The following is a 25633-nucleotide window of genomic DNA, read 5'->3' as shown; positions in this document are numbered from 1 at the left end:
CGGCTGGAAGTCGTTCGCCTAGGTTCTGATCCGGCGGCCGGAGCCGGCTCGCGAGAACAAAAACCTGGAGCTGGGCTGCCGGAGGTCTCACCTATGGTCCTGTTACGCGAGGGGCAGGTAGTCCGGGATACCTACAAGGTCGACCGGCTGCTGGGCGAGGGGGCTTTTGCCGAGGTCTACCGGGTCGAGCACCGCTATCTTGGCCGGCAGGCGATGAAGGTCTTCCGTCAGGTGGGAATGTCCGCGGAACAGGTGCACGACGCACTCGGCGAGGCTATGCTGCTATCCGGCATGGGGCACCCCAACGTCATCCGTGTCTTCGAGGCGAACACCGTCGAGACGGCCGGTGGGGTGTACGCGTACTTCACCATGGAATACGTGGCCGGTGGAACCCTGCACAGTTTCTGGTCGTCGTACGGCACCACGTTCGTCCCCATCCCGACCGTGGTGGACATCCTGCGGCAGATAACGCGCGGCCTGGCGGTCGCGCATCGGGAGTCCCCGCCGATCGTCCACCGCGACATCACTCCGCAGAACATTCTGGTCGGCTACAGCGGGGCCGGTCTGCAGGTGCGGATCAGCGATTTCGGTCTCGCCAGGAAGGTCAGTGCCCTGACCCTGCTGGCGAGCTCCCAGGGAACCATCGCCTTCATGGCGCCGGAGACCCTGCTCCACCCGCATCTCGCGTCGGTTCCGGGGGATGTCTGGGCGCTGGGCGCGGTGCTCTACCTGCTGCTGACCGACCGGCTGCCCTACCCGCAGCGCTCAGGCGGCGACCCGATCACCGCCGCCTGGAACACGGGCACGCTCGTACCGCCCAGCGAGATCCGGTACTCCGTGGACGCAGCACTGGACGGAATCGTCGCCCGGGCGCTGTCCTACGCCCCGGCGAAACGCTATCCGTCGGCCGTCGAGATGCTCGCCGACCTGGAGGCGTGGGAGCCAGGTAGGTCCGTGCCGCCGAGCCCGCCCGAGCGGGAACCCGGGCCGGCCGGGGAGATCGCCGCGGGCAAGAACGCGCTCGGCCGGTCGTCCCCCGCGGACGAGGCCGCGGCCGTGCGGATGGCCCGCCAGGCGGTCACCGTCGCCACCGGCGGCCAGTACGACCGGGCCGCCGACCTGATGGAGGAGGCCTGCAACAAGTGGCCCGGGCTGCGTGACCAGTACGCGTCACGGATCCGGCTGTGGCGCAAGGGGGTGACGATGTGACGGCCCAGGACAGCGACGCCGACGCCCTGCCGCGGGTGTCCGCGCGGATCTACCGGCAGAACGCCTTCCGGGTGACAGGCCTGCCGCTCTCGTCCACCGGACGGGACATCCGTCGGAAGGCCGACATGCTCGCCGTGATCGAGAAGACCGGTGGGCAGATACCGACCTCGGACATCCTGCCGCTGCGGCCGGCTCCGTCCGCCGGGGATGCCCGGGCCGCTCTCGACCGGCTGGGTGACCCGCGTCAGCGGCTGGTCGACGAGTTCTTCTGGTTCTGGCCGGCCGAGTCCGGCGCCGCGCGGGACGAGGGGATCGCAGCCCTGGCCGCGGGCGACCCGGACGGCGCGCTCCGGCACTGGACCGCGGCGGCCGTCTCCGGCACGGGCGCCGCGCCCGGCGACGCGGATACGTCCGGGGACGCGGATACGTCCGGGGAGCCGGCTGCGCCCAGCGAGCCGGTCGCGCCCAGCGAGCCGGTCGCGGCCGGGGACGCCGCGAGCGCGGTTCACAACATCGCGGTGCTCGAGCACCTGCGGGCCCTCGAGGTCGAGATGGGCGCCGAGGGTGAACAGCCCGACTGGGCGTCGGTCTACCGGCGCTGGGGCCACGTCCTGCACGACGACCGGGTCTGGGACAGCCTGGTGGCGCGCATCAGGCGTACCGCCGACGCCCGGCTCGACGTGGGCCTCGCGCCGAGGATCCGCGCGGCGCTGCCGGGCGCGCTGCTGTCCATCGGTGCCGAGATCGTTGTCGCCGCCATCGGGGACGGAGACGACGACCGGGCCGAACGGCAGTTGACGGCGATGCGGGCCGCCCAGCTCGGGGACGGCGCCCGCGAGGCACTCGGCACCGCCCTGCGTGCTGCCGGCGAACCCTGGGCCGACCAGGTCGGTGAGCTGTGCGAGGAGGCCGTCCGGCTCGCCACCGACACCCGGACGGCGGGCCTGGACCAGGCCGCGCACATCCTCGACCACTCCGCGGGGCTGCTGGCGCGGCTTGACCGGATGCTGGCGCCCGACGATTCGACGCTGGTGCGCACGCACGACAAGGTCGCCCTCGACGCGCTGCGCTGCCTGCTCCTCTTCGACCAGGCCCGGGACACCTCGGACGCCTCCGCGGCCCGCGACCACCTGCGGATGATCGAGGTGATCGCCCGGGCCGAGCGGGTGGCGGCGTCCGAGGCCGTCCGCGGCCGGCTGGCCGAGAACCGGGAAATTCTCGACAAGGCCTCCGTACGCCTGACCTGCTGGATCTGTCATGAGAAGCCGGCCGACCCCGGTGCGGCGATCACGAGATGGATGCACGGCGACGTGGTCCGGGCTGTGCGCGAGCTGCGTTGGAACAAAGTGGAGGTCACCGTGCCGCGTTGCCGGTCCTGTCAGCGTGGTGAGAGGGGCCGGGGCTGGCTGGCCGCGCTGCGGTGCGCGCTGTACTTCGTGGTCGCGATCAGCCTGCCCACCATGCTGTTCACCAGCGCCGGCGGCGGATACATATTCCTGGCCGTGCTGGTAGCGTTCTTCGCGCTCATCGTGGATCTGAATGTCGTCGTCGGTTCCGCCGGGCGAAGACAACGGGAACACATCGACCTGTTCCCACCGATCGTGGAACTACGCGAAAAGGGATGGCGGAACGGGGAAAGGCCGCTGGGAGTCGGCGGTGCCTGAGATCCCGCGCCAGTGGCGCCATCCCCGTGAGTTCCGCATCGCCCGGCCCGCGACGCCCGAGGAATGGGCCGCTGCGCTGCTGCGAGCCGTCGCGAGATCCGAGCCCGTTCCGGCGCCCGGCGATCAGCCGGTGAACCCGGCTCCGGCGGGGACGCTGGCCCAGCCGGCGGTGGCCGAGCTCGCGACCGGGCTGTGGCGACTGCGCCGCCGCCTTTCCGGCCCGGCGCCGAGCCCCGGCGCGCGCGACGGCGCGCGCGACGGCGGCGGGGCGGCGGATCTCCGCCGGGCGCGGCGCCAGTTCGAATCGCTCTGGAGCACCCTCGCCGCGGCCGGCGTCGAGATCCAGGAGCACGACCAAACCCGGTACGACTCCGGTCTCGATCTGCAGGTCCTGGAGTTCCAGCAGACCGAGGGCCTGACCGACGAGACCGTCCTGGAGACCCTGCGGCCGAGCGTCTACCTGCACGGACTGCGCGTCCAGACCGGCGAGGTCGTCGTCGGCGTCCCCATGACCCGGGACGAGGACGGCTGACCCGACCCGCATCCGGCCCGGCCCGCTCGTGGGCCCCTGACACCGGCACCGCGCGACCCGCCCCACCGGGCAGCAGGAGGAACGATGGCGCGATCGACGATGGACTTCGGTATCGACCTTGGCACCACCAACAGCGCGATCGCGGTCCTGGACGGCACCGAGGCCCGCATCGTCAAGAACGCGTTCCAGCACGACACGACCCCGTCCGCGGTCTACGCCGACCGCAACGGCCGGATCCACGTCGGTGAACGCGCCCGGGAACGGGTCGAATCCGATCCGGCGAACGCCGCCGCCGAGTTCAAGCTCAAGATGGGGCTACGTGACCAGGCGACGACATTCGCCAACAGTGGCCTTTCGATGAGCCCGGAGGAACTGTCCGCGCACGTGCTGCGGGCGCTCAAGGCGAACGTCAACAGGCAGCTCGGTGAGGATATCCGCGCCGCGGTCATCACCGTCCCGGCCGCTTTCGAGCTGAACCAGACCGACGCCACCCGGCAGGCCGCCGAGGCCGCCGGCCTCGGACTGTCTCCGCTGCTCCAGGAACCGACCGCGGCCGCCCTCGCCTACAGCTTCCAGCGCGACGAGGACAACATCTACCGGCTGGTTTTCGATCTGGGCGGCGGAACCTTCGACGCCTCGGTCGTGCACATCCGGGACGGCGAGTTCGACATCGTCAACCACCGCGGTGACAACTTCCTCGGCGGGAAGCTCATCGACTGGGCGATCGTCGAGGAACTGCTGATGCCCGCGCTGCTCCGGCAGTACTCCCTGCCCGGCTTCGGACGGGGCGAGCCCACCTGGGCGCAGGCGATCGCGAAGCTGAAGGCCGCCGCCGAGAACGCCAAGATCGAGCTGTCCTCCGCTGACTCGGCGCTCATCGACATCAGCGACCCCCCGCTGTGCACCGACTCCCGGGGCAACCCGGTGGAGTTCGTCCACGAGCTGTTCGCCGCGGACGTCGACAAGCTGACCGAGCCCTTCGTCGCCCGCGCGATCAACATCTGCCAGGCCGCGCTCCGGGAGAGCCAGCTCGCGCCGGAGAAGATCGACCGGGTACTGCTCGTCGGCGGGCCCACCCTCATGCCCCATCTGCGGCGGCGGCTGCGCGAGGGCCTCGGCATCGAGCTGGATGTCAGCCAGGACCCGATGACCGTCGTGGCCCGCGGCGCGGCGATCTTCGCCGGGACTCAGCGGCTGCCGGCGGAACCGGTGCGCGCCGACGTCTCCTACACCGTGGACCTCGAGTACAAGCCGATCGGCGCCGACCCGGAGCCTGTGGTCGGCGGGGTGGTGCAGGGCCCGGCCGACCGGAACCTGGAGGGGTTCACCGTCGAGTTCACGAACGCGCAGGCCCGCCCGCCGTGGCGCAGCGGGCAGATCATCCTGCCGGCGGCCGGCTCGTTCATCACCACGCTGCGGGCCGAGCCCGGGCTGCGCAACACCTACGAGATCGTCCTGGAGGACCCGACGGGCACCCGCGAGCGGATCCAGCCCGCGGAGCTGACCTACACCCTCGGCGTGGTCGCCCCCGCCGCCACCCTCACCCACTCGATCGGGGTGGCGCTGGCCGGCAACGAGGTCGCCTGGCTGCTGGAGAAGGGCACCCGGATTCCCGCCAGGGCCCGCGAGATCCTGCGCAGCACCGTGCGGCTCACCCGCGGCCAGTCCGGCGGCCTGCTGCGGATCCCGATCCTGGAGGGGGAGCACCCCCGGGCCGACCGCAACCGGCAGGTCGGCGCGTTGGAGATCCTCGCCGACCAGGTGGCCCGGGACATCCCGAAGAACAGCGAGATCGAGGTGGAGATCCAGATCGACGCCTCCCGGCTGGTCACCACCAAGGCCTACGTACCGATCCTCGACGAGGAGTTCGAGGCGTTCCACGACCTGACCACCGAGACCGCCGCCGACCCGGTCAAGCTGCGCCGGGACCTGACAGCCGAGCAGGAGCGGTACGACGCCCTGCGCGCCGACGCGGAGCGGACGTCCGACCCGGCCGCGCTCGCCCTGCTCGGCGAGCTGGAGGACGAGCGGGCGCTCGGTCAGCTCGAGAACGACGTGTCCTCCACCGAACACGGGGACGCGGACGCGGCGGGCACCGCCGGCAAGCGGATGCTCGACCTGCGGGCCAGGCTCGACGCCGTCGAGGAGGCACTGGAGTGGCCCTCGCTGGTCGAGTGGGCGAACCGGGTGCTGCGCGACGCGCCGGGCATCATCGACGAGTACGGCGACGCCCAGGACCGGCGCCGGTACGAGGTCCTCGCCGCCGACGTCCGCCGGGCCCTGGAGGGCAGGGACGCCGCCCACCTGCGGACCCTCGTCGACGAGCTGACCGGTCACCTGGCGATGGTGGTCGACCGCAAGACCGGCGCCGTCGTGATGGCCCACTTCTCCCAGCTGGTCGAACAGCGTTCCGAGCTGCGCGACCAGGCTCTGGCCGCCCGCCTGATCGCGGAGGGCCGGCGCGCCGTCGACAGCAACGACATCGAGCGGCTGCGCACGGTGAACCGGCAGCTGTTCGACCTGCTTCCGTCCGAGGGCACGCCAGAGCGGCAGGAGGGGAGCAGTGTCCGGCGATCCCTGTGATGTCGGCACCCGCCACCGCCGGGCCGGAATCGGCCCCCTGGGCCGCACCGGGCCGCCGGATCTGGCCGAGCTGACTGAGCTGGCCGAGCCGGTGACCGAGCCCGGCCCGCCGCCGGCCGCGGCGGGGCCCGGTGACACCGCCCGGGCCGTGCTCGTCGGCGAGGTCGTCCGCGGGCAGGCCGCCGTGCTGGCCCGCTCCGGCCGGTACGAGGACGCCGCGCGCCTGCTCGCGGAGCTGGCCGCCGGGCGCGACCACACTGCCGCGGAGCACGACCTGCTCGCCCGGATCCGGGCGCAGCAGGGCCGGTTCGGCGACGCCGAGCGGCACTGGCGGGCCGCACTGGCCCTGGACGGCAACCTGGCGGGGGCGGCGGCGGGTCTGCGCCGCCTGGAACGGCTGCGCACCCGCGGCGGCGGCATCGCCCGGGGCGGCGCGGCCGCCGCCCTTCTCGTCGCGCTCGCCTTCGGCGGCGGCTGGTGGCTCGGCCACGACCGCGCCGAGCCGGCGGCGTCGACCACCACCGCATCAGCCCCCGCGGCCTCCGTGCCGGCGCCCGCGGCCCCCGCTCCGGCTCCGGCTCCGGCCAGGCCGGGGGATCTGACGGCGGACCTGGCCGCGCGCCTCGCCGGCCCGGACGTCACGATCACCAGGGCCGGCGGGCAGGCGGTCGTGGTCTTCCGCAACGCGTTGTTCGCCACGCACGACACCCCCACCCCCGAAGGCCGCGCGGCGCTCACCGCGCTGGGTGCCCGGCTCGCGGCCGCGCCCGGGGTCGCCGTCGAGGTCGTAGGCCACAGCGACAATCTCCCGGTCCGCCCGGGCGGACCCTTCCCCGACAACACCGCGCTGAGCCTCGCCCGCGCCGCGTCCGCCGCGGAGATCCTGCGCGCGGCCGGCGTCCCGGCCGCGGCCCTCACGATCTCCGCGGCCGGCGACGCCCTCGCCCCCTACGCCGGCGAGCCCGCCGGCGATCCCCCCGGAGACGCCGCCGGCGATCTCCGAAACCGAACGGTGACCCTCCGCGTGGCGCCGCCCGCCTGACGCGACGGCGACCAGGAGCCCGCCCGGCAACCGAGAGGCCCACCCGGCCATCGCTCGAAAGCCCGTCCGGCGGGCGAGAGCCGACGAAGCAGGCTGCGACGAAGCAGGCGGCAAGGAAGGACAACCCATGACGCAGGGCGAGCCGACGCCGAAGCCGGCGGCCCGGTCCCACGACCCGCTGGCCGTCGCCGTCGCCAACGCCTCACTGTTCGGCGGCGGCTACCTGATGCTGGGCCGGGGACAGCTCGCCGTCGTCGTCCTCCTGATCACCGTCGAGCTACTGATCATCTTTGCCTCGGTCGCGCAGACGCTGTGGTTCGGGCTCGTCGTGCTCGCGTGGTGGGTGGCCGTCATCGTGCACGGCTGGTACCTGGCCGGGGGACGGCCGCACCGGGGCCGGATCCGACCGTTCCGGTCGAGGCGGCAGTGGGTCATCGCCGTCGCCTGCGTGCTCCCGGTGCTGCTGGCCTTCGGTCTCCTCCGGTTCGACGTCGCGCGGATCGAGGGGGACGTCGCGCAGGCCCGCCGTGCCGGCGACTGCCCGCGGGTGGAATCAGCGGTGGGACGGGTGTCGCCCGCCCATCGCATGGTCGACGTCTCCCCGGGCGCCGACGGCGAGGGCATGGTCGAGGCGTGCGGGCTGCTGCGGACGGCCGCCGGCCCGCTCGACGCCGGACTGGCCGGCGACACGAAAGCGCTGGACCAGGGCTTCCAGCAGCTGACCACCGTGCTCACGGAGCTGCCCGGCAACGAGGGCCTGGTCGAGGTGGCCCTGGACCGGTTCCTCGACGGCCTGCCGACCGAGGATCCCTGCATCACCGTGCGGATCGCCACCTGGCTCGCCGAGCGGCCGTCCGATGGCGGCGAGCTGGACCGCGCCCGCCGGGCCGTCCCGCGGATAGCGCCCGCGGCGCTGGCCGACTGCGGCAGCCGTCTGCTGGCGGCCGCGGACTGGGAGCACGCGCGGGCGAGCTACCAGCAGCTGCTCGACGAGTACCCCGACCACGAGCTCACGCCCGCGGCCCGGGCGGGGGTGCGGCAGGCCGCCCAGAAGATCGAGGAGGCGAGGATCGCCCACGAGCGGGCGGTCGAGCTGGCGAACCTGCGGGATCTGCTGCGGCCGTCGGGTTCCGCCCAACCGAGGTACTGCGCCGCTCCGGTACCGTTCTCCGCCGCTCCCGCCGGGCCGAATCGAGCACTGACAGTCGGCGACACGCAATACACCAGCAAGCTCCCCGCCGAGTGGAAGACCGATGACGTCGCCACTGCCACGCGGGTTCTCTGCGTCGGCGCGTCCGAACTCGGAGCAGCGGTCGAGACCTGCCGCTACACCAGCGGGAACGTGACGTTTCACCGGGTGGCGATACCCGTCCGCGTTTACGAGCTACGGACCGGACAGCTCCTGGCCGACACCAGAGTGGAGATCAGCGGGACCAGCTGTCCGTCCCTGATCTACGGCTACAGTCCGACGAGGTCCGTCACCCCCTCCGACTCCCAGGTGCAGGCAGCCTTCCGGCCACTGATCAGCCCCTGACCGGCGGAGCCGGCACCCGATCTCACCGGCTGTCACGAGGTCCGCGGCCCCGGGTCGCCAGCGTGTCCGGGCCGATCCGGTGGCGGACGCCACGCGTGCCCGCTGCGACGCTCCGCGGACGAACCACCATAATTCGGTAACAGAACTTCCGTGCTCCGCCCGGCGCCCGCGTCCGTCGCAGGTCATCGGCTTGTCGGCGGGGGCGGCACCAGTGACGCTGAGGGGTGGGCATGACCGACGATCCGACAGGTGGCCATCAGTGGAAGACCCTGATGGACCGGCTGGACCCCGTCGAGCTCAGAACGGACGTCCCGCACGCGGCGAGGATGTACGACTATTTCCTCGGCGGAAAGGACAATTTCCCGGCCGATCGGGAGGCGGCGGAACAGACCATCGCCGTCTTCCCGAACTCCCGGATCGTCGTCCGGCAGAACCGGACGTTCATGACCCGGGCGACCCGTCATCTCACCGGTGAGCTGGGCATCCGCCAGTTCCTGGACATCGGTACGGGCATCCCGACCTCGCCGAACCTGCACGAGGTCGCCCAGGAGATCGCGCCGGAGACCAGGGTCGTCTACACCGACAACGACCCGATCGTCCTCGCCCACGCCCGTGCCCTGCTCACCAGCACTCCCGAGGGCCGCACGTCCTACCTGCACTCCGACGTGCGCGACATCGACCACATCCTCGGCGCCCAGGAACTGAAGGACACCCTCGACCTCACCCGGCCGGTCGCGCTGTCCCTCATCGCGGTCTTCCACTTCATCCCCGACTCCGACGACCCGTACGGCATCATCCGGCGTCTCGTCGACGCCCTGCCGTCCGGCAGCTACGTCGCGCTCACCCATCTGACGGCCGACTTCGACCCGGCGATGCTGGCGGTGCAGGAGACCTACCTGAGCCGCGGTGTCCCCATGCACCTGCGTGACCGCGCGCAGGTCGAGCGGTTCTTCGACGGGCTGGAGCTGCTCGAGCCGGGCCTGCAGGTCGTCCACCGCTGGCGGCCGGACGGCGCGGTGCCCGCCGACCTGACCGACGCCGCGGTCAGCATCTACGGCGGCCTCGCCTACAAGGCGTGACGTCCACGCCCCCGTTCGGTGATGCCGGGAAGCCGGGTGAGGAGCCCGTGGCGGCCCCCGCCGGCGGCCGGCGGTGGGAGGATGACCCGGTGGCCGTACCTGAGCTGACCCCAGAGGAACTGCTGACCACGACCCGCAGCGTCCGCAAGCGGCTGGACCTGGACCGCCCGGTCGCACCCGAACTGATCGAGGAGTGCCTGCGGATCGCGCTGCAGGCGCCGAGCGGCTCGAACCGGCAGGGCTGGCACTGGATCGTGGTGACCGACCCCGAGCTGCGCGCCGGCGTCGCCGGGTACTACCGGCAGGGAGCGTCCGCCTACCTGGCCGCCGGCGGGGCGTCCGCCGAGGGGTACGAGGGCGAGCGCGCGGCCACGCAGGTCCGCGTGCGCGACTCGGCCCGCTACCTCGCCGAGAACATGCACCGGGTTCCCGTCCTGCTGATCCCCTGCCTCGAGGGTGACGTCACCAAGATCCCGCCGCACGCCCAGCCCGGGTTCTGGGCCTCCCTGCTGCCCGCGGTCTGGAGCTTCATGCTCGCCGCCCGCCTGCGCGGCCTCGGTACCGCGTGGACGTCGCTGCACCTCGGCTACTCGCGAGAGGTCGCCGAGCTGCTCGGCATCCCGCCCGGGTACAGCCAGGGGGCGCTGATCCCGGTCGCCCACACCATCGGCACGACGTTCCGCCCGGCCGCGCGGGAGCCGTTGGAGACCGTCCTGCACCGCGACCGCTGGTGATCCCGGCGACCTGGTGGTGATCCCGGCGATCCGGCGCCGAACCCGGCGAGGGCGTCACGCCAGCGCGGCTGCCTTGCGCAGGAGCACCGAACGCTCGCGGACGTTGCGGCACAGCCGCGCGGCGAGTTCCAGCTCGGCCCGGGCCTCGGACGTCCGGCCGAGCCGGGAGAGCAGCTCGCCACGCACGCCCGGGAGCAGGTGCGAGCCCGACAACCGGCCGGCGGCGACGAGATCGTCCACGATGGACAGCGCCTCCCGCGGCCCGGCCGCCATCGCCACGGCGACGGCGCGGTTGAGCTCGACGACGGGGGAGGGAGCCACCCGGCCGAGCGCCTCGTAGAGGAGCACGATCCGCTCCCAGTCGGTCTCCGCCACCGAGGGCGCCGACGCGTGGCAGGCGGCGATCGCCGCCTGCAGGCCGTACGGCCCGAGGCCGTGCCCGAGCGACGCGGCCCGGCCGATCGCGGCCATGCCGCGGCGGATCGCCGACCTGTCCCACCGCCGCCGGTCCTGGTCCTCCAGGAGCACCGCCTCGCCGTCGGGCCCGGTGCGCGCCGCGAAGCGCGCGGCCGTCAGCTCGCACAGGGCGAGCAGCCCGTGCACCCCCGGCTCGTCGGGCAACAGCGCGGCCAGCGTCCGTCCCAGCCGGATCGCCTCGTAGGCCAGATCGGGCCGCAGCAGGTCGTCACCGGACGTCGCCGTCGAACCCTCGGTGAAGATCACGTAAAGCACACTCAGGACGTCGGAGAGCCGCCCACGTCGTTCCGCCGCCGGCGGCAGCTCGAACGCCACCCGGGCCGCGGCGAGGGTCTTCTTCGCCCGCGTGATCCGCGCCTGGACCGTCGGCACGGGCACCAGGAACGCCCGGGCGATCTCCTCGCTGGACAGCCCGCCGACCGCTCGCAGGGTCAGCGCCACCCGGGCCTCGGCCGACAGCACCGGATGACACGCCACGAACATCAGCGCCAGGATGTCGTCGTCGATCCGGTCGGGGTCCCACGGCAGATCGTCCGACCGGCCCGCCGGGGCCAGGCCGCCCGAGACGGCCTCACCCTCGGCGAGCTGCCCGGCGACCATGGCGTACCGCGCGTCGAGCGCCGCCCGGCGACGGAAACTGTCGACGGCGCGCCGCCGCGCGGTCGTCAGGAGCCAGCCCACCGGGTTCGCCGGCTCGCCGTCCCGTGCCCAGGAGACGAGCGCCTCGGCCACCGCCTCCTGGGCGACGTCCTCGGCGAGCGCGAAGTCGCCGGTGTAGCGGGCGAGTGCGCCGACGATCCGGGCGGACTCGATCCGCCAGACGGCCTCGACGGCCCGCCGCGCCGGCTCGGCGCTCGGCGGGCCGCCGGTGCCCGCGGGCATCAGAGCTGGCCGGTCCGCTCGCGCCACGCCCGCTCCCTGACGACCCACTCGTTGTCCTGCGGGAACTCGTCGATGCCCGGCACGCGGCGGATCTCGCACTTCGAACCGTTGATCGCGGGCATCCGCTTCGCCCACTCGACAGCCTCCTCCTTCGAGGCGACCTCGATGATGTAGAAGCCGCCGAACAGCTCCTTGGTCTCGCCGTACGGACCGTCGGTGACCACCGGCGTCTCACTGCTGTAGTCGACCACCACGCCCTGGGACGGGTCGTCCAGCCCCTCGGCGGCGACGAGCACACCAGCCCGGATCAACTCCTCGTTGAAGCGGCCCACGACCTCGAGCATCTCCTCGAAGGGCGTGTCCATCATCTTCGCGAGGGACTCGTCCGTGCCACGCATGATCAGCATGTACTTCGCCATCGTCGATCTCCCTTTCCCGAGGTCGCCGTTCGACCCTCTCACCACCAGGTCGAACGGCCCCGCCGCGGATCGACACGGCCGGCCGGCATTTTTCGTGGCCTCCTGTGGACCGGCGCCGTCGTCCTGCCGCCGTCCCGCCGCCGGGCTCGGTGTGCAGCCGCGGCCACCGCTCGATGCGGCTGATCGGTGACAATGTCGCCATGACCGACAGCGAGGGCGGGGACCGCTCGGGGCTCGTGGTCGAGCTGACCGACGCCCTCGACGCGACGGACGGGGCCTGGGAGGGCTGGAACGCCGTCGACGACCCGACCCGCGAGCTGTACGCGACCTGGGTGGCGCAGGCCCGCAGGGCCGGCCTGCGCCGGGACCGCGCCCTGACAACCGCGCATCACGCTGCCCAGGGGATACTGCGGCACGCGGTGCAGCGCTTCGACGCCGCCGAGAGTGCCGGTGAGGTCGTGGGAGCCGTGGCAGAGGGCCTGGCCGGCAAGCTGGTCCGCATCCTCGCGAACCTGATCAACTGAGGCGTCCCGGCCTATGTGACGGGCCCCGTCTGGTGGACGGCGTCCAGGACGAGTGTGAGTAGCCGGTCGGCCTGGCCGGCGTCGCCGTCGCGGGCGGTCGCCAGCGCGATGCCGACGACGATCTGGATCAGATCATCCGGGCTCAGGTCGGGGCGGGCGGTCCCCGTCCGCTGGGCGCGGCCCAGAAGGTCGGCCGCGGCGGCGGTGATTGTCTGATGGCAGTCGATGGCGGCCGTCTCGGGTCCCTCGGTCATGAACGCGCCGGCCAGGCCCTGGTTGACACGTGCGTGGACGAGGAACAGGTGCAGCCAGGCCGCCAGCGCCTCGTCGGCGGAGAGGGCGGCTGACAGCTCCGCCGCCTGTCGGCGAAGTGTCTCGATCCGGTCGGCGAGAACGGCGCTGAGCAGCGCGGCCCGGGTCGGGAAGTGCCGGTAGAGGGTTCCCTGCCCGACCCCGGCCCGGCGGGCGATCTCGACAAGAGACGCGTCGGGTCCGGCCTCGTCGAACGCCTCGCGGGCGACCACGAGCAGGCGCTCCCGGTTGCGCCGGGCGTCGGTGCGTGGGGGGCGCTCTGCGGGCGCTCGTCCAACCACTGCCGTCTCTTCTCCTCTGACGTGCCCATATGGACAACCGGACATCGTGTCCGTATCGTAGCCGGACCGATCCGGACAGCCTGTCCGGATGGTGAGAGGCTCGAAGGAGCACGGTGACAGAGGACCTGGGACACCCACTCGGCCACGTCGGCGTCTGGACGTTCGCCTTCGACGGCCAGCCCTCCAGCCGAGTGCGGGAGGCCGCCGCGGAGATCGAGGAGCTGGGCTACGGCGCGATCTGGTACGGCGAGGGATTCGGCCGGGACACGGTGAGCCAGGCGTGGCTGCTGCTGTCGGCCACCCGGGGGGTCACCGTCGCGTCCGGCATCGCGAACATCGCGTTCCGTGACCCGATCGCCCTGGCGGGAGCGGCCCGCGCGCTCGGCGAGACGTTCCCGGGGCGCTACCTTCTCGGCCTCGGGGGACACCGGGTTGACGACACCACCCACCTGCTGGACGGATACCCCGTGCCGAGCCTGGGCCGAGCCGTGTCGACCATGGGTGCCTACCTGGCGGCCATGGACGCCGTCCCCGCACACAGCCCGTCGCCGCGGCCGGCCGTGCGCCGGGTACTGGCCGCGCTCGGCCCGAAGATGCTGTCGCTGGCGGCCGAACGGACATGGGGGGCGCACCCGTACTTCGTGCCCGTCGAACACACCCGGCGGGCCCGCGAGATCATGGGTCCCGAGGCGTTCCTCGGGGTCGAGCAGGCCGTCGTCCTGGACACCGATGTCGACCGGGCCCGCCAGGTCGCCGCGGCGCACGTCGCCGGCTACGTCTCCGCGGCACCCCACCAGGAGGCGAACATGCGGCGGTTGGGCTTCGGTGATGACGACCTCGTCGGCGGCCCGAGCCGCCGGCTGGTCGACGCGATCGTCGCCTACGGCGACGCCGGGACAATCCGGGACCGGGTGCGCCAGCACCTCCACGCCGGCGCCAACCACGTCTGTGTCCAGGTCCTCACCGTCGATCCGACCGTGCTGCCAGACCGTGAATGGCGTGAGCTCGCCCCAGCCCTGCGCGACGCCGCCCCATGAGGCACAGCTGAAACGCACTGCTGGGGGCGGGGGGGCTCGATCCGGCTACCGAGTAACAGACCGACTACGGACAGGGCCCCCGCCGGCGCCACTCAAATCGCGGGCCATGGCTGTCTGGAAGTATGTGCGAAGAGCTGAGGTCGACTCGGACTCGATCGCTGATGCCAGGATGTTCGCCGGTTGCCAGACACCGAGCAGGAGAACTGATGAAACGGATCGCCGAACTCGCTGTCCGTCGCCGATGGTTCGTCGTCGTCGGCTGGGTTGTCTTCATCGTCGCGGTGCAGGGGATCGCCGGGGCGATGGGCGGGGCTTCGTACAAGGACACGTTCAGCCTCCCGCACACCGAGACCGCGTCCGTCGCGAAGCTCCTCGAGGATGCCGGCCTGAACAATCAGAACGGCGCCCCGGGCACGGTTGTGATCAAGAGCGAGAGCGGAACGCTCACCCAGCCGCCAGCGAAGCTGAAGCCGGCCCTGGCCGAGGTGTGCGCTTCAGGCAACCACGTGGCGCTGATCGCGTCGCCGTGGGAGTCGATCGACTGCGCGAAGAGCGATGTCGCAGCTCCGGGAAACCCGCAGCTGCTCAACACCGCGCGCGGCTCCACCACGGCCCTGGTCACCATCACCTGGGAGAACGACCACTACGACGCCGAGCTGTTCAAGAACGTTTTTGATCAGCTGAAGACGCTGCGCAGCGATTCGCTGCAGGTCGAGTTCACCGGTAACGCCTTCGCCGGCATCGGGCAGAGCGACGGCTCGGGCTCGTCGGTGTTCATCGGATTCGTGGCCGCCCTCATCATCCTGGCGTTGGTCTTCCGTACCGTGGCCGCCACGGTGCTGCCGCTGGCCAGCGCGGTGGCCGCGCTCGTCAGCGGCCTCGGCGTGATCTACATCCTCAGCCACGCCATCAACGTCTCCAACATCACCCCGTACCTGGCCGAGCTGATGGTGATCGGCGTCGGCGTCGACTACGCGCTGTTCATCCTCACGCGGCATCGCCGCAACCTGCGGCGCGGCATGCCCGTCGCGGAGTCGATCGTGAACGCGCTCAACACCTCCGGCCGGGCGGTGTTGTTCGCCGGTACGACCGTGTGCATCGCCATCCTCGGTCTCATCGCGCTCGGGGTGAGTTTCTTCAACGGCATGGCGGTGGCGACCGCGCTCGCCGTCGGATTCACCATGATCGCCTCGCTCACCCTGCTGCCCGCGTTGCTCGCCATCTTCGGCCTGAAGGTGCTGCCCCGCCGGCAGCGGGCGGCGGTGCGGGCCGGCGAGTTCATCGATGACCGTCCGGTGGGAGGCTGGGCCCGGTGGTCGCGGTTCGTCGCTGGGCGCCCCGTCGTCGTCGCGATCGTCTCGGGCGCGATCATGGTCGCGATCGCGCTGCCGTTCTTCTCGATGGAGCTGGGCGCCAGCGATCAGGGCAGCGACCCGAAGAGCTCCACGACCCGCGACGGTTACGACCTGATCGCCTCCGATTTCGGCGTCGGCTACAACTCCACTCTGGAAGCCGTCGTGAGCGGCCCGGGCGCCTCGGACCAGGCCTACCTGCGGCGCGTGACAAAGACGCTGTCCGCTGTCCCGGGCATCGACCCGGGCAGCCTGGGCACGGTTCCGCTCGCTGAGAACGTCGCCTTCGTGACGTTCAAGACGACCACGTCACCGCAGTCGGAGAAGACCTACGAGCTGGTCCGGCACCTGCGCTCGACCACCCTGCCGCCGCTGTACGACGGCACGGCCAACCACATCTACACCTACGGTGACACGGCGATCAACGTCGACTTCGCCGCGGTGCTCGCCCGCAAGATGCCGCTGTTCATCGCGGTCGTGGTCGGCCTGTCGTTCGTCCTGCTGCTCATCGCGTTCCGGAGCCTGGTCATCCCGCTGACCGCCGCGGTGATGAACCTGCTGGCAGCGGGCGGTTCGTTCGGTCTGGTCGTGGCGATCTTCCAGTACGGCTGGCTCTCCGACAGCATGGGCGCCGGACCAGGCGGACCGATCGACGCCTGGATCCCGGTCATGCTGTTCGCCATTCTGTTCGGCCTGTCGATGGACTACCAGGTGTTCCTGGTCAGCCGCATGCATGAGGAATGGGTACACACCCGCGACAACAAGCGGTCGGTGACCATCGGGCAGGGCGAGACCGGCGGCATCATCACCGCCGCCGCCATCATCATGATCGCCGTCTTCCTCGGCTTCGTGGTCAGTCCGGGACGGCCGATCAAGATCTTCGGTACCGGCCTCGCCGCCGCCGTGTTCCTCGACGCGTTCGTCCTCAGGACAATGCTCGTACCGTCGCTGATGCACATTGTCGGCAAGGCCAACTGGTACCTGCCGAAATGGCTGGACCGCATCACTCCGCGAGTCTCGGTCGAACCAGCCGACGAGGCCGTCCCCCACAGCGTGGGCACCGGCTCCTTCGACACCGACCGGTCTGGCGACGACACCGACCGGTCTGGCGACGACACCGACCGGTCTGGCGACGACACCGACCGGTCTGGCGACGAGGCCGACCGGCCTGAAGAAGACGACGACGACCGGCCCGAAGACGAGCGGGAGCTGGCCCGCTCCTGAGACGGTTCAGCACCGTCAAATGAGGCTGCCGCATTTGTCGCGATCAGGGGTTTCGCGATTTTGACGCGGTTAATGGTGCCGGCGGCGGTAACACCGCCGCCGGCACCAGGCACGCCCGCTGTGGCGGAGCCTTAGGCCGCGGTCGGCCCGACCATAGATGCCCTTGGACGCCGTGCTGCTCCGCTGTCCTTCGCGGCCGCGACCAGCCTGATCGCACTCCTGCGTGGGATGAGCCGCAAGGTGCCTGTGACGAGCGCTGAAACGGGCGATCCCTTCGGCATCCGGCAGCAGTGTCCGGAACTCCTGTCGAAAGTAAGGCCGCAAGCCTGTCCTCCGGCCATGTCGCGAAAACCGGGAGGTTCCTAGGTTCGTCGCCGTGCCGAGGAAAGGATCAGCATGATCGAACTACGGGCGGCGACAAAGTGCTACGGCAGGTCGACGGCGGTCGACCGGCTCGAGATCACGATCGTGGCGGGCAAGGTGACTGGCTTCCTGGGGCCGAACGGCTCGGGCAAGTCCACAACAATGCGCATGATCATGGGCCTGGACCGGCCGACGTCCGGGGAGGCGCTGGTCAACGGCCGGCGTTACGCGGACCTGCGGGAGCCCCTGCGATCAGTCGGTGCGCTGCTGGACGCGGGGGCACGGCATCCGGCTCGTTCGGCCCGCGCCCACCTGCTGGCGTTGGCCCGCTACAACGGCATTCCAGGTCGACGGGTGGATGAGGTGCTCGGCCTCGTCGGGTTGTCGGAGGTCGCCGGCCGACGTGCCGGGTCGTTCTCGCTTGGAATGAGCCAACGGCTGGGGATCGCCGCCGCGCTGCTCGGCGACCCGGAGGTGCTGCTGTTCGACGAGCCGGTGAACGGGTTGGACACCGACGGGGTCAGATGGGTGCGTCAGCTGATGCGTTCGTTCGCCGACGAGGGACGCACCGTGTTCGTGTCGAGTCACCTGATGAGCGAGATGCAGTTGACCGCGGACCATCTGGTCGTCATCGGCCGTGGCCGGCTGGTCGCCGACGCGCCGCTGCGGACGCTGGTCTCCGCGAGCTCCCGCTCGGCGGTTCGGCTGCGCAGCCCGGATGCGGCCGGCCTGGCCGCGCTGCGAGCCCGCATGACGGCCGACGGGTATGCCACGGATCAGCCTGACCGCGCCACCCTGATGGTGCACGGCGGGGACCTGGGCCGTGTCGGCGACCTGGCGCACGCCTTCGGGCTGCGGCTGCACGAGCTCGGCATCCGCGAGCCCTCGCTCGAGGAGGCGTACGTCGACCTGACGGGGCGCGCGGTCGAGTACTCCGCGCCTGTCCCAGCCGCGCCGGACGGCCCGCGATGAAGCCAGGGGCCGAGCTGCGCAGGGCGTTCGCCGCTGAGCTGGGCAAGATGGTGTCGGTCTGGTCGACGGCGTGGTGCGCGGTGGCGGCGGTTGTACTGACGGCGGGATGCGCGGCGAGCCTCGCGAACGACGTCGTCGGCGACGCCGAGCGGGGCCAGGCCTCCGTCAGGACGACGACTCCCGCCGTCGACACGACTGCCGTCGTCGACGTGCTCGCGCCGTCGGTCCAGCTCGCCCAGTTCGCTGTCGTGGCACTGGCGATGCTGGTCGTCACCTCGGAGTTCGCTACCCGGCTCATCACCGGCACGTTGCAGGCGTGTCCCCGCAGGGGGACCGTTCTCGCCGCGAAGGCGCTCGCCGTCACCGCCGTCACCGCGCCGCTCGGGCTGCTGGTCGGCATCGGCGGTTCGGTCGTGGCCGCCAGGGTGCTCGGCGAGCACGGGACCAGTCCCGATCCGGCGGGCGACGTCGTCCGGGTGGCGGTGTACCTCGTCGCGGTCTCGCTGTTCACCGTCGGGATCGGGGCTGTTCTGCGCAGCGCGGTGGGGACTCTCAGTGTCGCGCTGGTCGTGCTCGTCGGGCTGCTGCTGATCTCCACGCCGCTCACCGACCTGCTGCCCGCCGGCCTCGGTGGACACCTGCTCGACGGTGACGGCGGTGCCGGCCCGGCCGCTGCCGGGCTCCTGGGCTGGGCGGCGGCCGCGCACCTGGTCGGCTACCTGTCGTTGCGCAACCGGGACGCCTGATGTCCCCAGCCTGCGCCGGTCCCCACCCGCGCCGCGCCGGTTCGGGCGGTGAGGCGCGGGTTCGGGAACCGGTGAGGCACGGTTCGGGAACCGGCGGGCACCGGTGCGGCGCCGGTCAGTCCGGGGGGCCGTCGACCAGGCCCGCCTCGTAGGCGAGGACCGCGGCCTGCACCCGGTTGCGCAGACCGAGCCGGGCCAGCGTTGAGCTGACGTACGCCTTGACCGTGCCCTCGACGAGAAAGAGTCGGCGGGCGATCTCGGCGTTGGACAGCCCCGCCCCCACCAACGTCAGTACCTCACGTTCCCGATTGGACAGCACCGCCAGCCGTTGCCTGGCAGCGGTCGCTCGGGCGGTCCGGTTGTCCCGCATCGAGGCGATAACCCGGTGGGCGACCCGCGGCGACAGGTAGGCGGCGCCGTCGGCCACCGCGTGGACGCCGGCGATCAGGTCGCGGGGGTCGCCGGACTTCAGCAGGAATCCCTGCGCCCCGGCGGCCAGCGCCTGCGCGATGTAGGTATCGTCGCCGAAGGTCGTGAGCACGACGACAGCCGTTCCTGGCGCGGTGCGGCCGATCTGTTTGGCCGCGGCGAGGCCGTCGAGGTGCGGCATCCGGACGTCCAGCACGGCGACGTGCGGCGCGTGCCGCTGGACCAGGTCCACGGCCTGCCGCCCGTCGGCCGCCTCCGCGACGACCTCGATGCTCGGGTCGGTCGCGAGGATCGCCCGGATACCGGCCCGGACGGTCGCCTCGTCGTCGGCCAGCACCACACGGGTCACGTCGGGACGGCTCGCCTCCGGTCGGGCCTGCGGCGGGCCCGCCTCCAGCCGGCATCGCGGCGCGGTCACGGCATCGCCTCCGGTCCCGACTCGGCTCCTGCCCGGACGTCATTCTTGGAGACCAGAATGCCGTCGCGGAAGCACAGGCGATAGGTCGCGAAGCCGCCCGGGAAGTTGCCGTCGGTGTAGTAGTGACAGTCCTGGCCCGGCTCCTCGGTGCCGCCGACCCGGCCGTCCCAGCCGCGCGAGACCTCCCGGCCGGGAAGCACGTTCACGAGGCCGGCTCGGGCCTGCCCGACCGTGATGCGCTCGTAGGTGGCGGCGTCCATGGTCGCATCGTGTGTCACCACGACCCAGTATCCGGCCACGGTCGCCGCGGCGACCGCGACGATGACGGCCGCGACGAGCAGCCCCCGTCGAAGCCGTCGTCGGGCCGAGCCCAGGTCCGGGACGTCCGCCGGCCGGATCGCATGCGTCTCGCCAGCCTCGGCCGGCCGGGGGCGCCGGGCCTCGTCGCCGTTCACGCCGATCGGGACGTGCGCCTCCAGCAGGAACCAGCCGTGCGACGAACTGGTTCGCAGCCAGCCGCCCACCAGCCGGACCCGCTCCTCCAGCCCCGCCAGACCGCTGCCCCCGGCCCGGCCGGGCGCTCTGGACGACGAGCTCGCGGCAGGCATGACCTGGGCCGGGGCCGCCGGGGCCGCCGGGGCGGACGTGCTCGGGCCGGCCGGCAGCGGATTCGTGACCTGGACGTCGACTCCACCCGCGCCGCGCATGACTGTCACGGTCACCGGACTTCCCGGCGCGTGCCGGGTCGCGTTGGTCAGGGCCTCCTGCACGATGCGATGGACGGCGAGGTCAGCTGCGGGGGAGAAGTCGGCTGCGGAGGAGATGTCGGCGCCCGGGTCCAGCTCCGCTGGGCCGCCGTCGTCCTGCCGGCCGCCTGACAGATCGAGCCGCAGGTCGACGACCAGCCCGGTGACCCGGGCACGTTCGACGAGGTCCGGGACGGACTCGTGGATCGGCCGCCGGGCCGCCGGCTCCTCCCTCAGCAGGTCGATGACGTCGTGCAGCCGGTCAACCGCGGTCGCGACGTCCTCACGCAGCGAACGCGCCGCCCGCTGGGCTCCCTCGCCGAGATCCGGGGACAGCTCGAGGGCACCGGCCCGCAAAGCGATCAGGCTGAGCTCGTGACCAAGCGAGTCGTGCATGTCCTGCGCGATCCGGGCCCGTTCTCGAAGCCGCGACCGCTCGGCGACCATCTCCTGCTCCAGTTCGAGGTACGCGGCCCGCTGCCAGCCCGCGTCGTGCAGCTCCCGGCGCACCGCGATGTAACGGCCCACGACCCAGGGCAGCACGCCACCCATCAGCAGCATGAGGAACGCCACGAACCAGGCAGAACCGTCGGGATCGACCAGCCCATGCCGCAGCGACGCGATGGCGAGCGTCACGGCCGCGATCGTGATCGTACGAGCCGCGGCGGACATGCGGCGTCCGGCCTGATAGGCGAAATACCCCTGGGCGGGCGCGAAGCTCACACTCAGAACCGTGAGAACCGCCGAGGCGGCCAAGGCCGCGTGCGGCATCCGCCGCCGGTACCGCACAGCGACCGCCAGAGCCGCCAGGCCGAGCAGGAACGGCCAACGGCTCGTGTCGCCCAGTGCTCGTTCGACGAGGACGACATCGACAGGCAGAGACAGCAGTAACCACAGCGTCCAATCGGCCGCGACCCGTCGCATCCGCCGACGGTACTCAGCCGTTGACAGCCCGCACTACTGTCCATCGTCATGTCTGTTCGGCCGACGCCGGAATCCGTCCGGCGCGTCCGCACCGCCGGGCCGACCTTCGTGGACGCGGCGTCGGACCAGCGTTAGATGATCGATTTCAAGGGGTTCAGCGATCATCGGCGGGCAGCACAGCGTGCGCAGGGCTCGCTGTCCGGTGTGGTCGTTGTGCCGGATGGCGACGGCAGCGCGAGAATCCGCTGCAGGAGGCGGACGCTCACGCCGCCGGGTGCCACCGGCACCACGCATGCCGCAATCGCGGCAGTCGCAGCGGCAGGGAAATGTGTCGCACTCCAGGTGCAGCGGATCGTACCGTCGCCCCGTGAAGCTGCTTTCCGTCAATGTCGGCAGGCCCCGCCCCAACCCTTGGAAGGGTCTCGGTGCGACAGGTATCGACAAGCGGCCCGTCGACGGCCCGGTGGCCGTCATCGCCCCCGGTCCCAAGGGCACCGGCACGGTCGGTCTGGTCGGCGACCGGGTCTACGACGTGAAGCACCATGGCGGTTTCGACCAGGCCGTCTACGCCTATGCCCGCGAGGATCTCGACGGATGGGAGACCGAGTTGGGCAGGCCGCTTGCCAACGGCGTCTTCGGGGAGAACCTGACGACCGCCGGCCTCGACGTCAACGGCGCCCTGATCGGCGAGCGTTGGCGTATCGGGCCAGACGTCGTCCTGGAGGTGTCGTGCGCGCGGATCCCGTGCGCGACGTTCCAGGGCTGGCTGGAGCGTGACGGCTGGATCAGGCGGTTCACGCAGGCCGCGCTGCCGGGCGCGTATCTTCGCGTGATCGAGCCGGGGGACATCCGTGCTGCCGATCCGGTCCAGATCGTTCACCGGCCTGACCACGACGTGACCGTCGCGCTCGTCTTCCGCGCGATGACACGTGAACCGGAACTGCTGCCGCGACTGCTGGTCGCCGACGCGCTGCCGGAGGAGGGCAAGGATCTGGCCCGCAGGCGTGCGACCGCATAAATGATTTTCAGGGGAATCGTTCGAAACCCCGCTCCCCATGGATGCACCGATTCTGCGCCATCGGCGCCGTGGCGCCTACGTACCTACTGGGACACGTTGTGTCATGGGTGCTCCGGTATCCACCGCGTGATCACGCTCCGTTGGAGCGCCCCTCAATGCCTCCGGCACGCTGCCGGTGCCGAGGTGCCGGAGGCCCTTAACGTTCGGCGGAGACGGGGTGAGCGCAGTGGGACTGATCTTGATCGACCGCGCGGACACATCAACATCATCCACCTATGTGGATCACCCCGTGCTGCAAAGGCAGAACCTCGCCGTCCTGGCGCTTCGCCTTCTGGACAGCCTCGACACCGCAACCCGCGTGCGGATCTTCGTGGACGGCAGCGACAGACCTACTGTCGACACCGATGCCCTGACTGATGACATGGCGGATCTAAGCACGCCCTAGGCATTAAGGATGGCTGTTGGCCTAGGTGGCGTGGCTACGGGCACGGCTGAGGACTCGCGCCAACCAGCGTTCGCGGGCTACGAGAGTGTCTATGGCGAGCGGGGCGTTAGGCGCGCAGTCCTCATAGCCGTGAAATCCGCCGGGCCAGACATGGATCTCCGCATCGCCGCCGCACGCCCAGATCGTTGAGGCAAAGGCAACGTCCTCGTCGCGGAAGAGATCGACGGTGCCGACGTCGATGAAGGTTGGAGGGAGCCCGGACAGGTCGGTCGCTCGGCCGGGCGCAGCGTAGATGGATACATCGTCGGTGCCGGCGCGATCCCCCAGCAGCATGCGCCACCCGGTCTCGTTACTGGTACGGCTCCAGGGGAGTACGCCGGTCATGTGGGCCGAGGCAGTGTGCATCCGGTCGTCGAGCATCGGGCACGACAACAGCATTCCGGCGATGCTCGGCCCGCCGTTGTCGCGCACGCGAAGTGCTGTGCCAGCGGCAATGCCACCACCGGCGCTGCCGCCAGCGAGGACGAGCGTACTAGCGTCGATGCCGAGTTCGTCAGCATGATCAAAGGTCCAGAGTAGAGCGGCGTAGCAGTCGTCCACGGGTGCGGGGTCGGGATGCTCAGGAGCGAGCCGATATTCGACGGAAATGACGACGGTGGCGGCCGCCATCGCAAGCCGAAGTGCCGGAACGACCCCGAAACGGTCGCCAGTGACCATTCCGCCACCATGAATCCAGAAAATTCCCGGGCCGGTGCCGCCGTGATCAATGGGCGTGAAAACGGAGATGGTGATCTCTGATTCTGGCCCTGGGATCGTGTGTTCCTCCTCGGTGAAGGGGAATACTTCGAGTAGCATTTCGCGGCTCGGCATTTTGTGGGCACGCGCTTTGGGAATGATGTCTTCGGTGATGTCTATCCTTCCGGCTGCTCCACCGAAGTACTTGTCGAGAATAAGCCGCCACGCGGCCGCGCATTCCTCATCCATGACTGGCGTCGAATGATCCAAAGTATCCACCTCGCTATATACGTCACGTCGCTAGCGCGCGATAGTGACCCGAAGGTGACGGTACCATTTTGGTACTATCGCGCGCAAGTTGTCCCATCGGCGGCTCGGTCTCGCCATCCACGGCGAGATAGGTTTGGCGCCGCGGAATCGTGACGGCGGTCGCGGCGCGCGACGGTGGTGGAGGACTGCGCGCTCTCGATCTTCGGCCCTGTGTCGACGCCCCGGCCGCGAGGTCACGATCGGCGAACCGACAGATCATCGATCATCTTGAAAGCAAGAACTGCAGGTAGAGCACCTGATTGCCGTAGGTTGCAAATGATGGCCTTGACCACTCCGGCCGTTGACGGCTGACGCAGCCGGAGAAGGGAACGTTTGTCTGGGTGGGTCCGTTCGGCGCGACACTCGTCACCCGCCCGCATTCATATGTCGAACCGCGGTACAACTCCGGTGCGGAGGGAGAGGGCGGCGATGAATCATCGGGAAAGACCACCTCGGGGTGGAACATCGCCCACGACAAACAACCGCCCTTCTGACCCCGACCACACCCGAACCCGGACCACGAGGTTCCACCACCGGGCATGGCGCACCCAGGCTGAGGCGGCTGTGACGGCCGCCGCCGTACCTCGCGGCGGCCCTCGGACCCCGCGGCCCGTCGCACCTGCTGACGGTGGTCAGCCGTTGAGAGTCCGTACTACTGCCGATCGCCATGTCTGCTCGGCCGGCGCCTGCCTGGCGCGTCCGCGCCGCAGGGCCGATCTTCGTGGACGCGGCTCCGAGTCGGCGCTAGATCTGGCCGATGGGCTCGCGCTTCTCGGCCTGGAACCGGTCCTCGGCGCGGCCGGTGGCCCAGTACGCGGAGATCGAGAGCCGTTCGCGGGGCACCCCGCGATCCAAGGTGAGCAGGCGTCGGGCGGCTTTGACGGTGCCTCGCTCGCCGTGCACGAACACCTGTGGCGTTCCGGTGGGCCAGGGCAGCTCGCGCAGCGCGTCGACGAGTGGGTCGACGTCCGCCACCGCCGTCTCCCGGTGCAGCCAGCGCAGGTTGACGCCGTCGGGCCGGGGGATGGGGATCTCGTACTTCGCGGAGTCGACGAGCAGGAGCACCGAGCCCGTTGCCGCGGCGGGCATCGCGGCCAGGGCCGAGGTGGTGGAGGGGATCGCGGTCTCGTCGCCGGCCAGCAGGTGCCAGTCGGCGGCCGGGTCGGGGCGGTAGGCGCCTCCGGCGCCGCTGAGGACGAGCAGGTCGCCGACCTCGGCGCCCGCGGCCCAGGGCCCGGCGATGCCCTCGTCACCGTGCACGATGAAGTCGATGGCCAGCCGGCGGGTGTCGGGGTCGGCCCAGCGGACGGTGTAGGTCCGGGTCGCGGGCAGCTTCTCCGGGTGTTCGGCTCGCAGCGCGGCGAGGTCGTACGGTGGCTCCAGGCCGTGCGCCGGATCGGCGAAGAAGATCTTCACGTACTTGTCGGTGAACGCGTTGTCGTTGTAGGCATCGAATCCGGGGCCGCCGAGGACGACGCGGACGATGCCGGGGCTGATCCAACGCTTCTCCTGGACGGCGAGAACCGCCTGCGTTCGAACGGGCCGGGTGCGACCAGTCGTGGCCATGGTCCTGACCTCCTTCGTCGCCGGCCGGGCCGCCGGAGACTTTGAATGAAGGTAAGCCTAACCTGACCAAACCGCCG

The 25633-nt window shown here is 71.1% G+C and carries 22 protein-coding genes; 15 read left to right on the top strand and 7 right to left on the bottom strand.

Annotated elements, in window-relative coordinates:
- The first annotated feature begins 93 nt into the window (after positions 1 to 93).
- The 8 genes from MXD62_RS37125 (at position 94) to MXD62_RS37090 (ending at position 10377) form a co-directional block, all read left to right on the top strand.
- Positions 94 to 1209, top strand: a complete 1116-nt coding sequence (locus MXD62_RS37125; protein WP_248833995.1) for a serine/threonine-protein kinase — start codon at positions 94 to 96, stop codon at positions 1207 to 1209.
- Entirely contained in the window at positions 1206 to 2873 is a 1668-nt protein-coding gene (locus tag MXD62_RS37120) for a hypothetical protein (RefSeq protein WP_248833994.1), read from the top strand. Before MXD62_RS37125 ends, MXD62_RS37120 begins: the two co-directional genes overlap by 4 nt.
- Positions 2866 to 3405 (top strand): hypothetical protein, encoded by a 540-nt coding sequence (locus MXD62_RS37115; RefSeq protein ID WP_248833993.1) that lies wholly within the window; start codon positions 2866 to 2868, stop codon positions 3403 to 3405. The genes MXD62_RS37120 and MXD62_RS37115 overlap by 8 nt, the downstream gene beginning before the upstream one ends.
- An 84-nt stretch (positions 3406 to 3489) precedes the next feature.
- Positions 3490 to 5988, top strand: coding sequence for an Hsp70 family protein (locus tag MXD62_RS37110; protein ID WP_248833992.1), 2499 nt, complete (start codon positions 3490 to 3492; stop codon positions 5986 to 5988).
- On the top strand, positions 5969 to 7030 hold the full coding sequence (locus tag MXD62_RS37105) for an OmpA family protein (RefSeq protein ID WP_248833991.1): 1062 nt from the start codon (positions 5969 to 5971) through the stop codon (positions 7028 to 7030). Before MXD62_RS37110 ends, MXD62_RS37105 begins: the two co-directional genes overlap by 20 nt.
- Positions 7031 to 7157: 127 nt before the next feature.
- Positions 7158 to 8564, top strand: coding sequence for a hypothetical protein (locus MXD62_RS37100; protein WP_248833990.1), 1407 nt, complete (start codon positions 7158 to 7160; stop codon positions 8562 to 8564).
- A gap of 230 nt (positions 8565 to 8794) precedes the next feature.
- The gene (locus MXD62_RS37095) at positions 8795 to 9643 is read left to right on the top strand and encodes an SAM-dependent methyltransferase (protein WP_248833989.1); all 849 of its coding nucleotides are present in this window, start codon (positions 8795 to 8797) and stop codon (positions 9641 to 9643) included.
- A gap of 89 nt (positions 9644 to 9732) precedes the next feature.
- Positions 9733 to 10377 (top strand): nitroreductase family protein, encoded by a 645-nt coding sequence (locus MXD62_RS37090; protein WP_248833988.1) that lies wholly within the window; start codon positions 9733 to 9735, stop codon positions 10375 to 10377.
- A 54-nt stretch (positions 10378 to 10431) separates the two neighbouring features.
- On the opposite strand, the gene MXD62_RS37085 is transcribed toward MXD62_RS37090, so the two are convergent.
- The gene (locus tag MXD62_RS37085) at positions 10432 to 11736 is read right to left on the bottom strand and encodes an RNA polymerase sigma factor (RefSeq protein WP_248834028.1); all 1305 of its coding nucleotides are present in this window, start codon (positions 11734 to 11736) and stop codon (positions 10432 to 10434) included.
- Positions 11736 to 12155 (bottom strand): YciI family protein, encoded by a 420-nt coding sequence (locus tag MXD62_RS37080; protein ID WP_071062959.1) that lies wholly within the window; start codon positions 12153 to 12155, stop codon positions 11736 to 11738. Before MXD62_RS37080 ends, MXD62_RS37085 begins: the two co-directional genes overlap by 1 nt.
- Positions 12156 to 12355: 200 nt before the next feature.
- On the opposite strand from MXD62_RS37080, the gene MXD62_RS37075 reads away from it, so the two are divergent.
- Positions 12356 to 12679 (top strand): YdeI/OmpD-associated family protein, encoded by a 324-nt coding sequence (locus MXD62_RS37075; protein ID WP_248833987.1) that lies wholly within the window; start codon positions 12356 to 12358, stop codon positions 12677 to 12679.
- A gap of 11 nt (positions 12680 to 12690) precedes the next feature.
- Here MXD62_RS37075 and MXD62_RS37070 read toward each other — a convergent pair whose 3' ends face one another.
- Positions 12691 to 13317 carry a TetR/AcrR family transcriptional regulator gene (locus MXD62_RS37070; RefSeq protein ID WP_251082909.1) on the bottom strand — a complete coding sequence of 209 codons (627 nt, stop codon included), beginning with the start codon at positions 13315 to 13317 and terminating at the stop codon, positions 12691 to 12693.
- A gap of 68 nt (positions 13318 to 13385) precedes the next feature.
- Here MXD62_RS37070 and MXD62_RS37065 point away from each other — a divergent pair, with 68 nt between their 5' ends.
- From MXD62_RS37065 to MXD62_RS37050, 4 genes are all read left to right on the top strand, one after another.
- Positions 13386 to 14309, top strand: coding sequence for a TIGR03620 family F420-dependent LLM class oxidoreductase (locus tag MXD62_RS37065; protein ID WP_248833985.1), 924 nt, complete (start codon positions 13386 to 13388; stop codon positions 14307 to 14309).
- A gap of 206 nt (positions 14310 to 14515) precedes the next feature.
- Positions 14516 to 16885 carry an efflux RND transporter permease subunit gene (locus MXD62_RS37060; protein ID WP_248833984.1) on the top strand — a complete coding sequence of 790 codons (2370 nt, stop codon included), beginning with the start codon at positions 14516 to 14518 and terminating at the stop codon, positions 16883 to 16885.
- 396 nt (positions 16886 to 17281) lie between these two features.
- Complete coding sequence (locus MXD62_RS37055) at positions 17282 to 18220, top strand: ATP-binding cassette domain-containing protein (protein ID WP_248833983.1); 939 nt, start codon at positions 17282 to 17284, stop codon at positions 18218 to 18220.
- Complete coding sequence (locus tag MXD62_RS37050) at positions 18217 to 18966, top strand: hypothetical protein (RefSeq protein ID WP_248833982.1); 750 nt, start codon at positions 18217 to 18219, stop codon at positions 18964 to 18966. Before MXD62_RS37055 ends, MXD62_RS37050 begins: the two co-directional genes overlap by 4 nt.
- A gap of 115 nt (positions 18967 to 19081) precedes the next feature.
- Here MXD62_RS37050 and MXD62_RS37045 read toward each other — a convergent pair whose 3' ends face one another.
- Positions 19082 to 19744 carry a response regulator transcription factor gene (locus MXD62_RS37045; RefSeq protein WP_248834027.1) on the bottom strand — a complete coding sequence of 221 codons (663 nt, stop codon included), beginning with the start codon at positions 19742 to 19744 and terminating at the stop codon, positions 19082 to 19084.
- 65 nt (positions 19745 to 19809) lie between these two features.
- Complete coding sequence (locus tag MXD62_RS37040) at positions 19810 to 21483, bottom strand: histidine kinase (RefSeq protein ID WP_248833981.1); 1674 nt, start codon at positions 21481 to 21483, stop codon at positions 19810 to 19812.
- 367 nt (positions 21484 to 21850) lie between these two features.
- Between MXD62_RS37040 and MXD62_RS37035 the strand changes: the two genes are divergently transcribed.
- Positions 21851 to 22501, top strand: a complete 651-nt coding sequence (locus MXD62_RS37035) for an MOSC domain-containing protein (protein ID WP_368862508.1) — start codon at positions 21851 to 21853, stop codon at positions 22499 to 22501.
- Positions 22502 to 22718: 217 nt separating this feature from the next.
- On the top strand, positions 22719 to 22946 hold the full coding sequence (locus MXD62_RS37030) for a hypothetical protein (RefSeq protein WP_248833979.1): 228 nt from the start codon (positions 22719 to 22721) through the stop codon (positions 22944 to 22946).
- A gap of 21 nt (positions 22947 to 22967) precedes the next feature.
- On the opposite strand, the gene MXD62_RS37025 is transcribed toward MXD62_RS37030, so the two are convergent.
- Positions 22968 to 23960: an alpha/beta hydrolase gene (locus MXD62_RS37025; RefSeq protein ID WP_248833978.1), complete on the bottom strand. Its 993-nt coding sequence runs from the start codon at positions 23958 to 23960 to the stop codon at positions 22968 to 22970.
- Positions 23961 to 24734: 774 nt separating this feature from the next.
- Entirely contained in the window at positions 24735 to 25556 is an 822-nt protein-coding gene (locus MXD62_RS37020; protein WP_248833977.1) for a siderophore-interacting protein, read from the bottom strand.
- Between the last annotated feature and the right edge of the window lie 77 nt (positions 25557 to 25633).

It is taken from the genome of Frankia sp. Mgl5 (genome assembly GCF_023242985.1).
Classification (GTDB): domain Bacteria; phylum Actinomycetota; class Actinomycetes; order Frankiales; family Frankiaceae; genus Parafrankia; species Parafrankia soli.
Note: the sequence above shows the minus strand (reverse complement) of the source record. Positions and strands in the feature narration are given on the sequence as shown.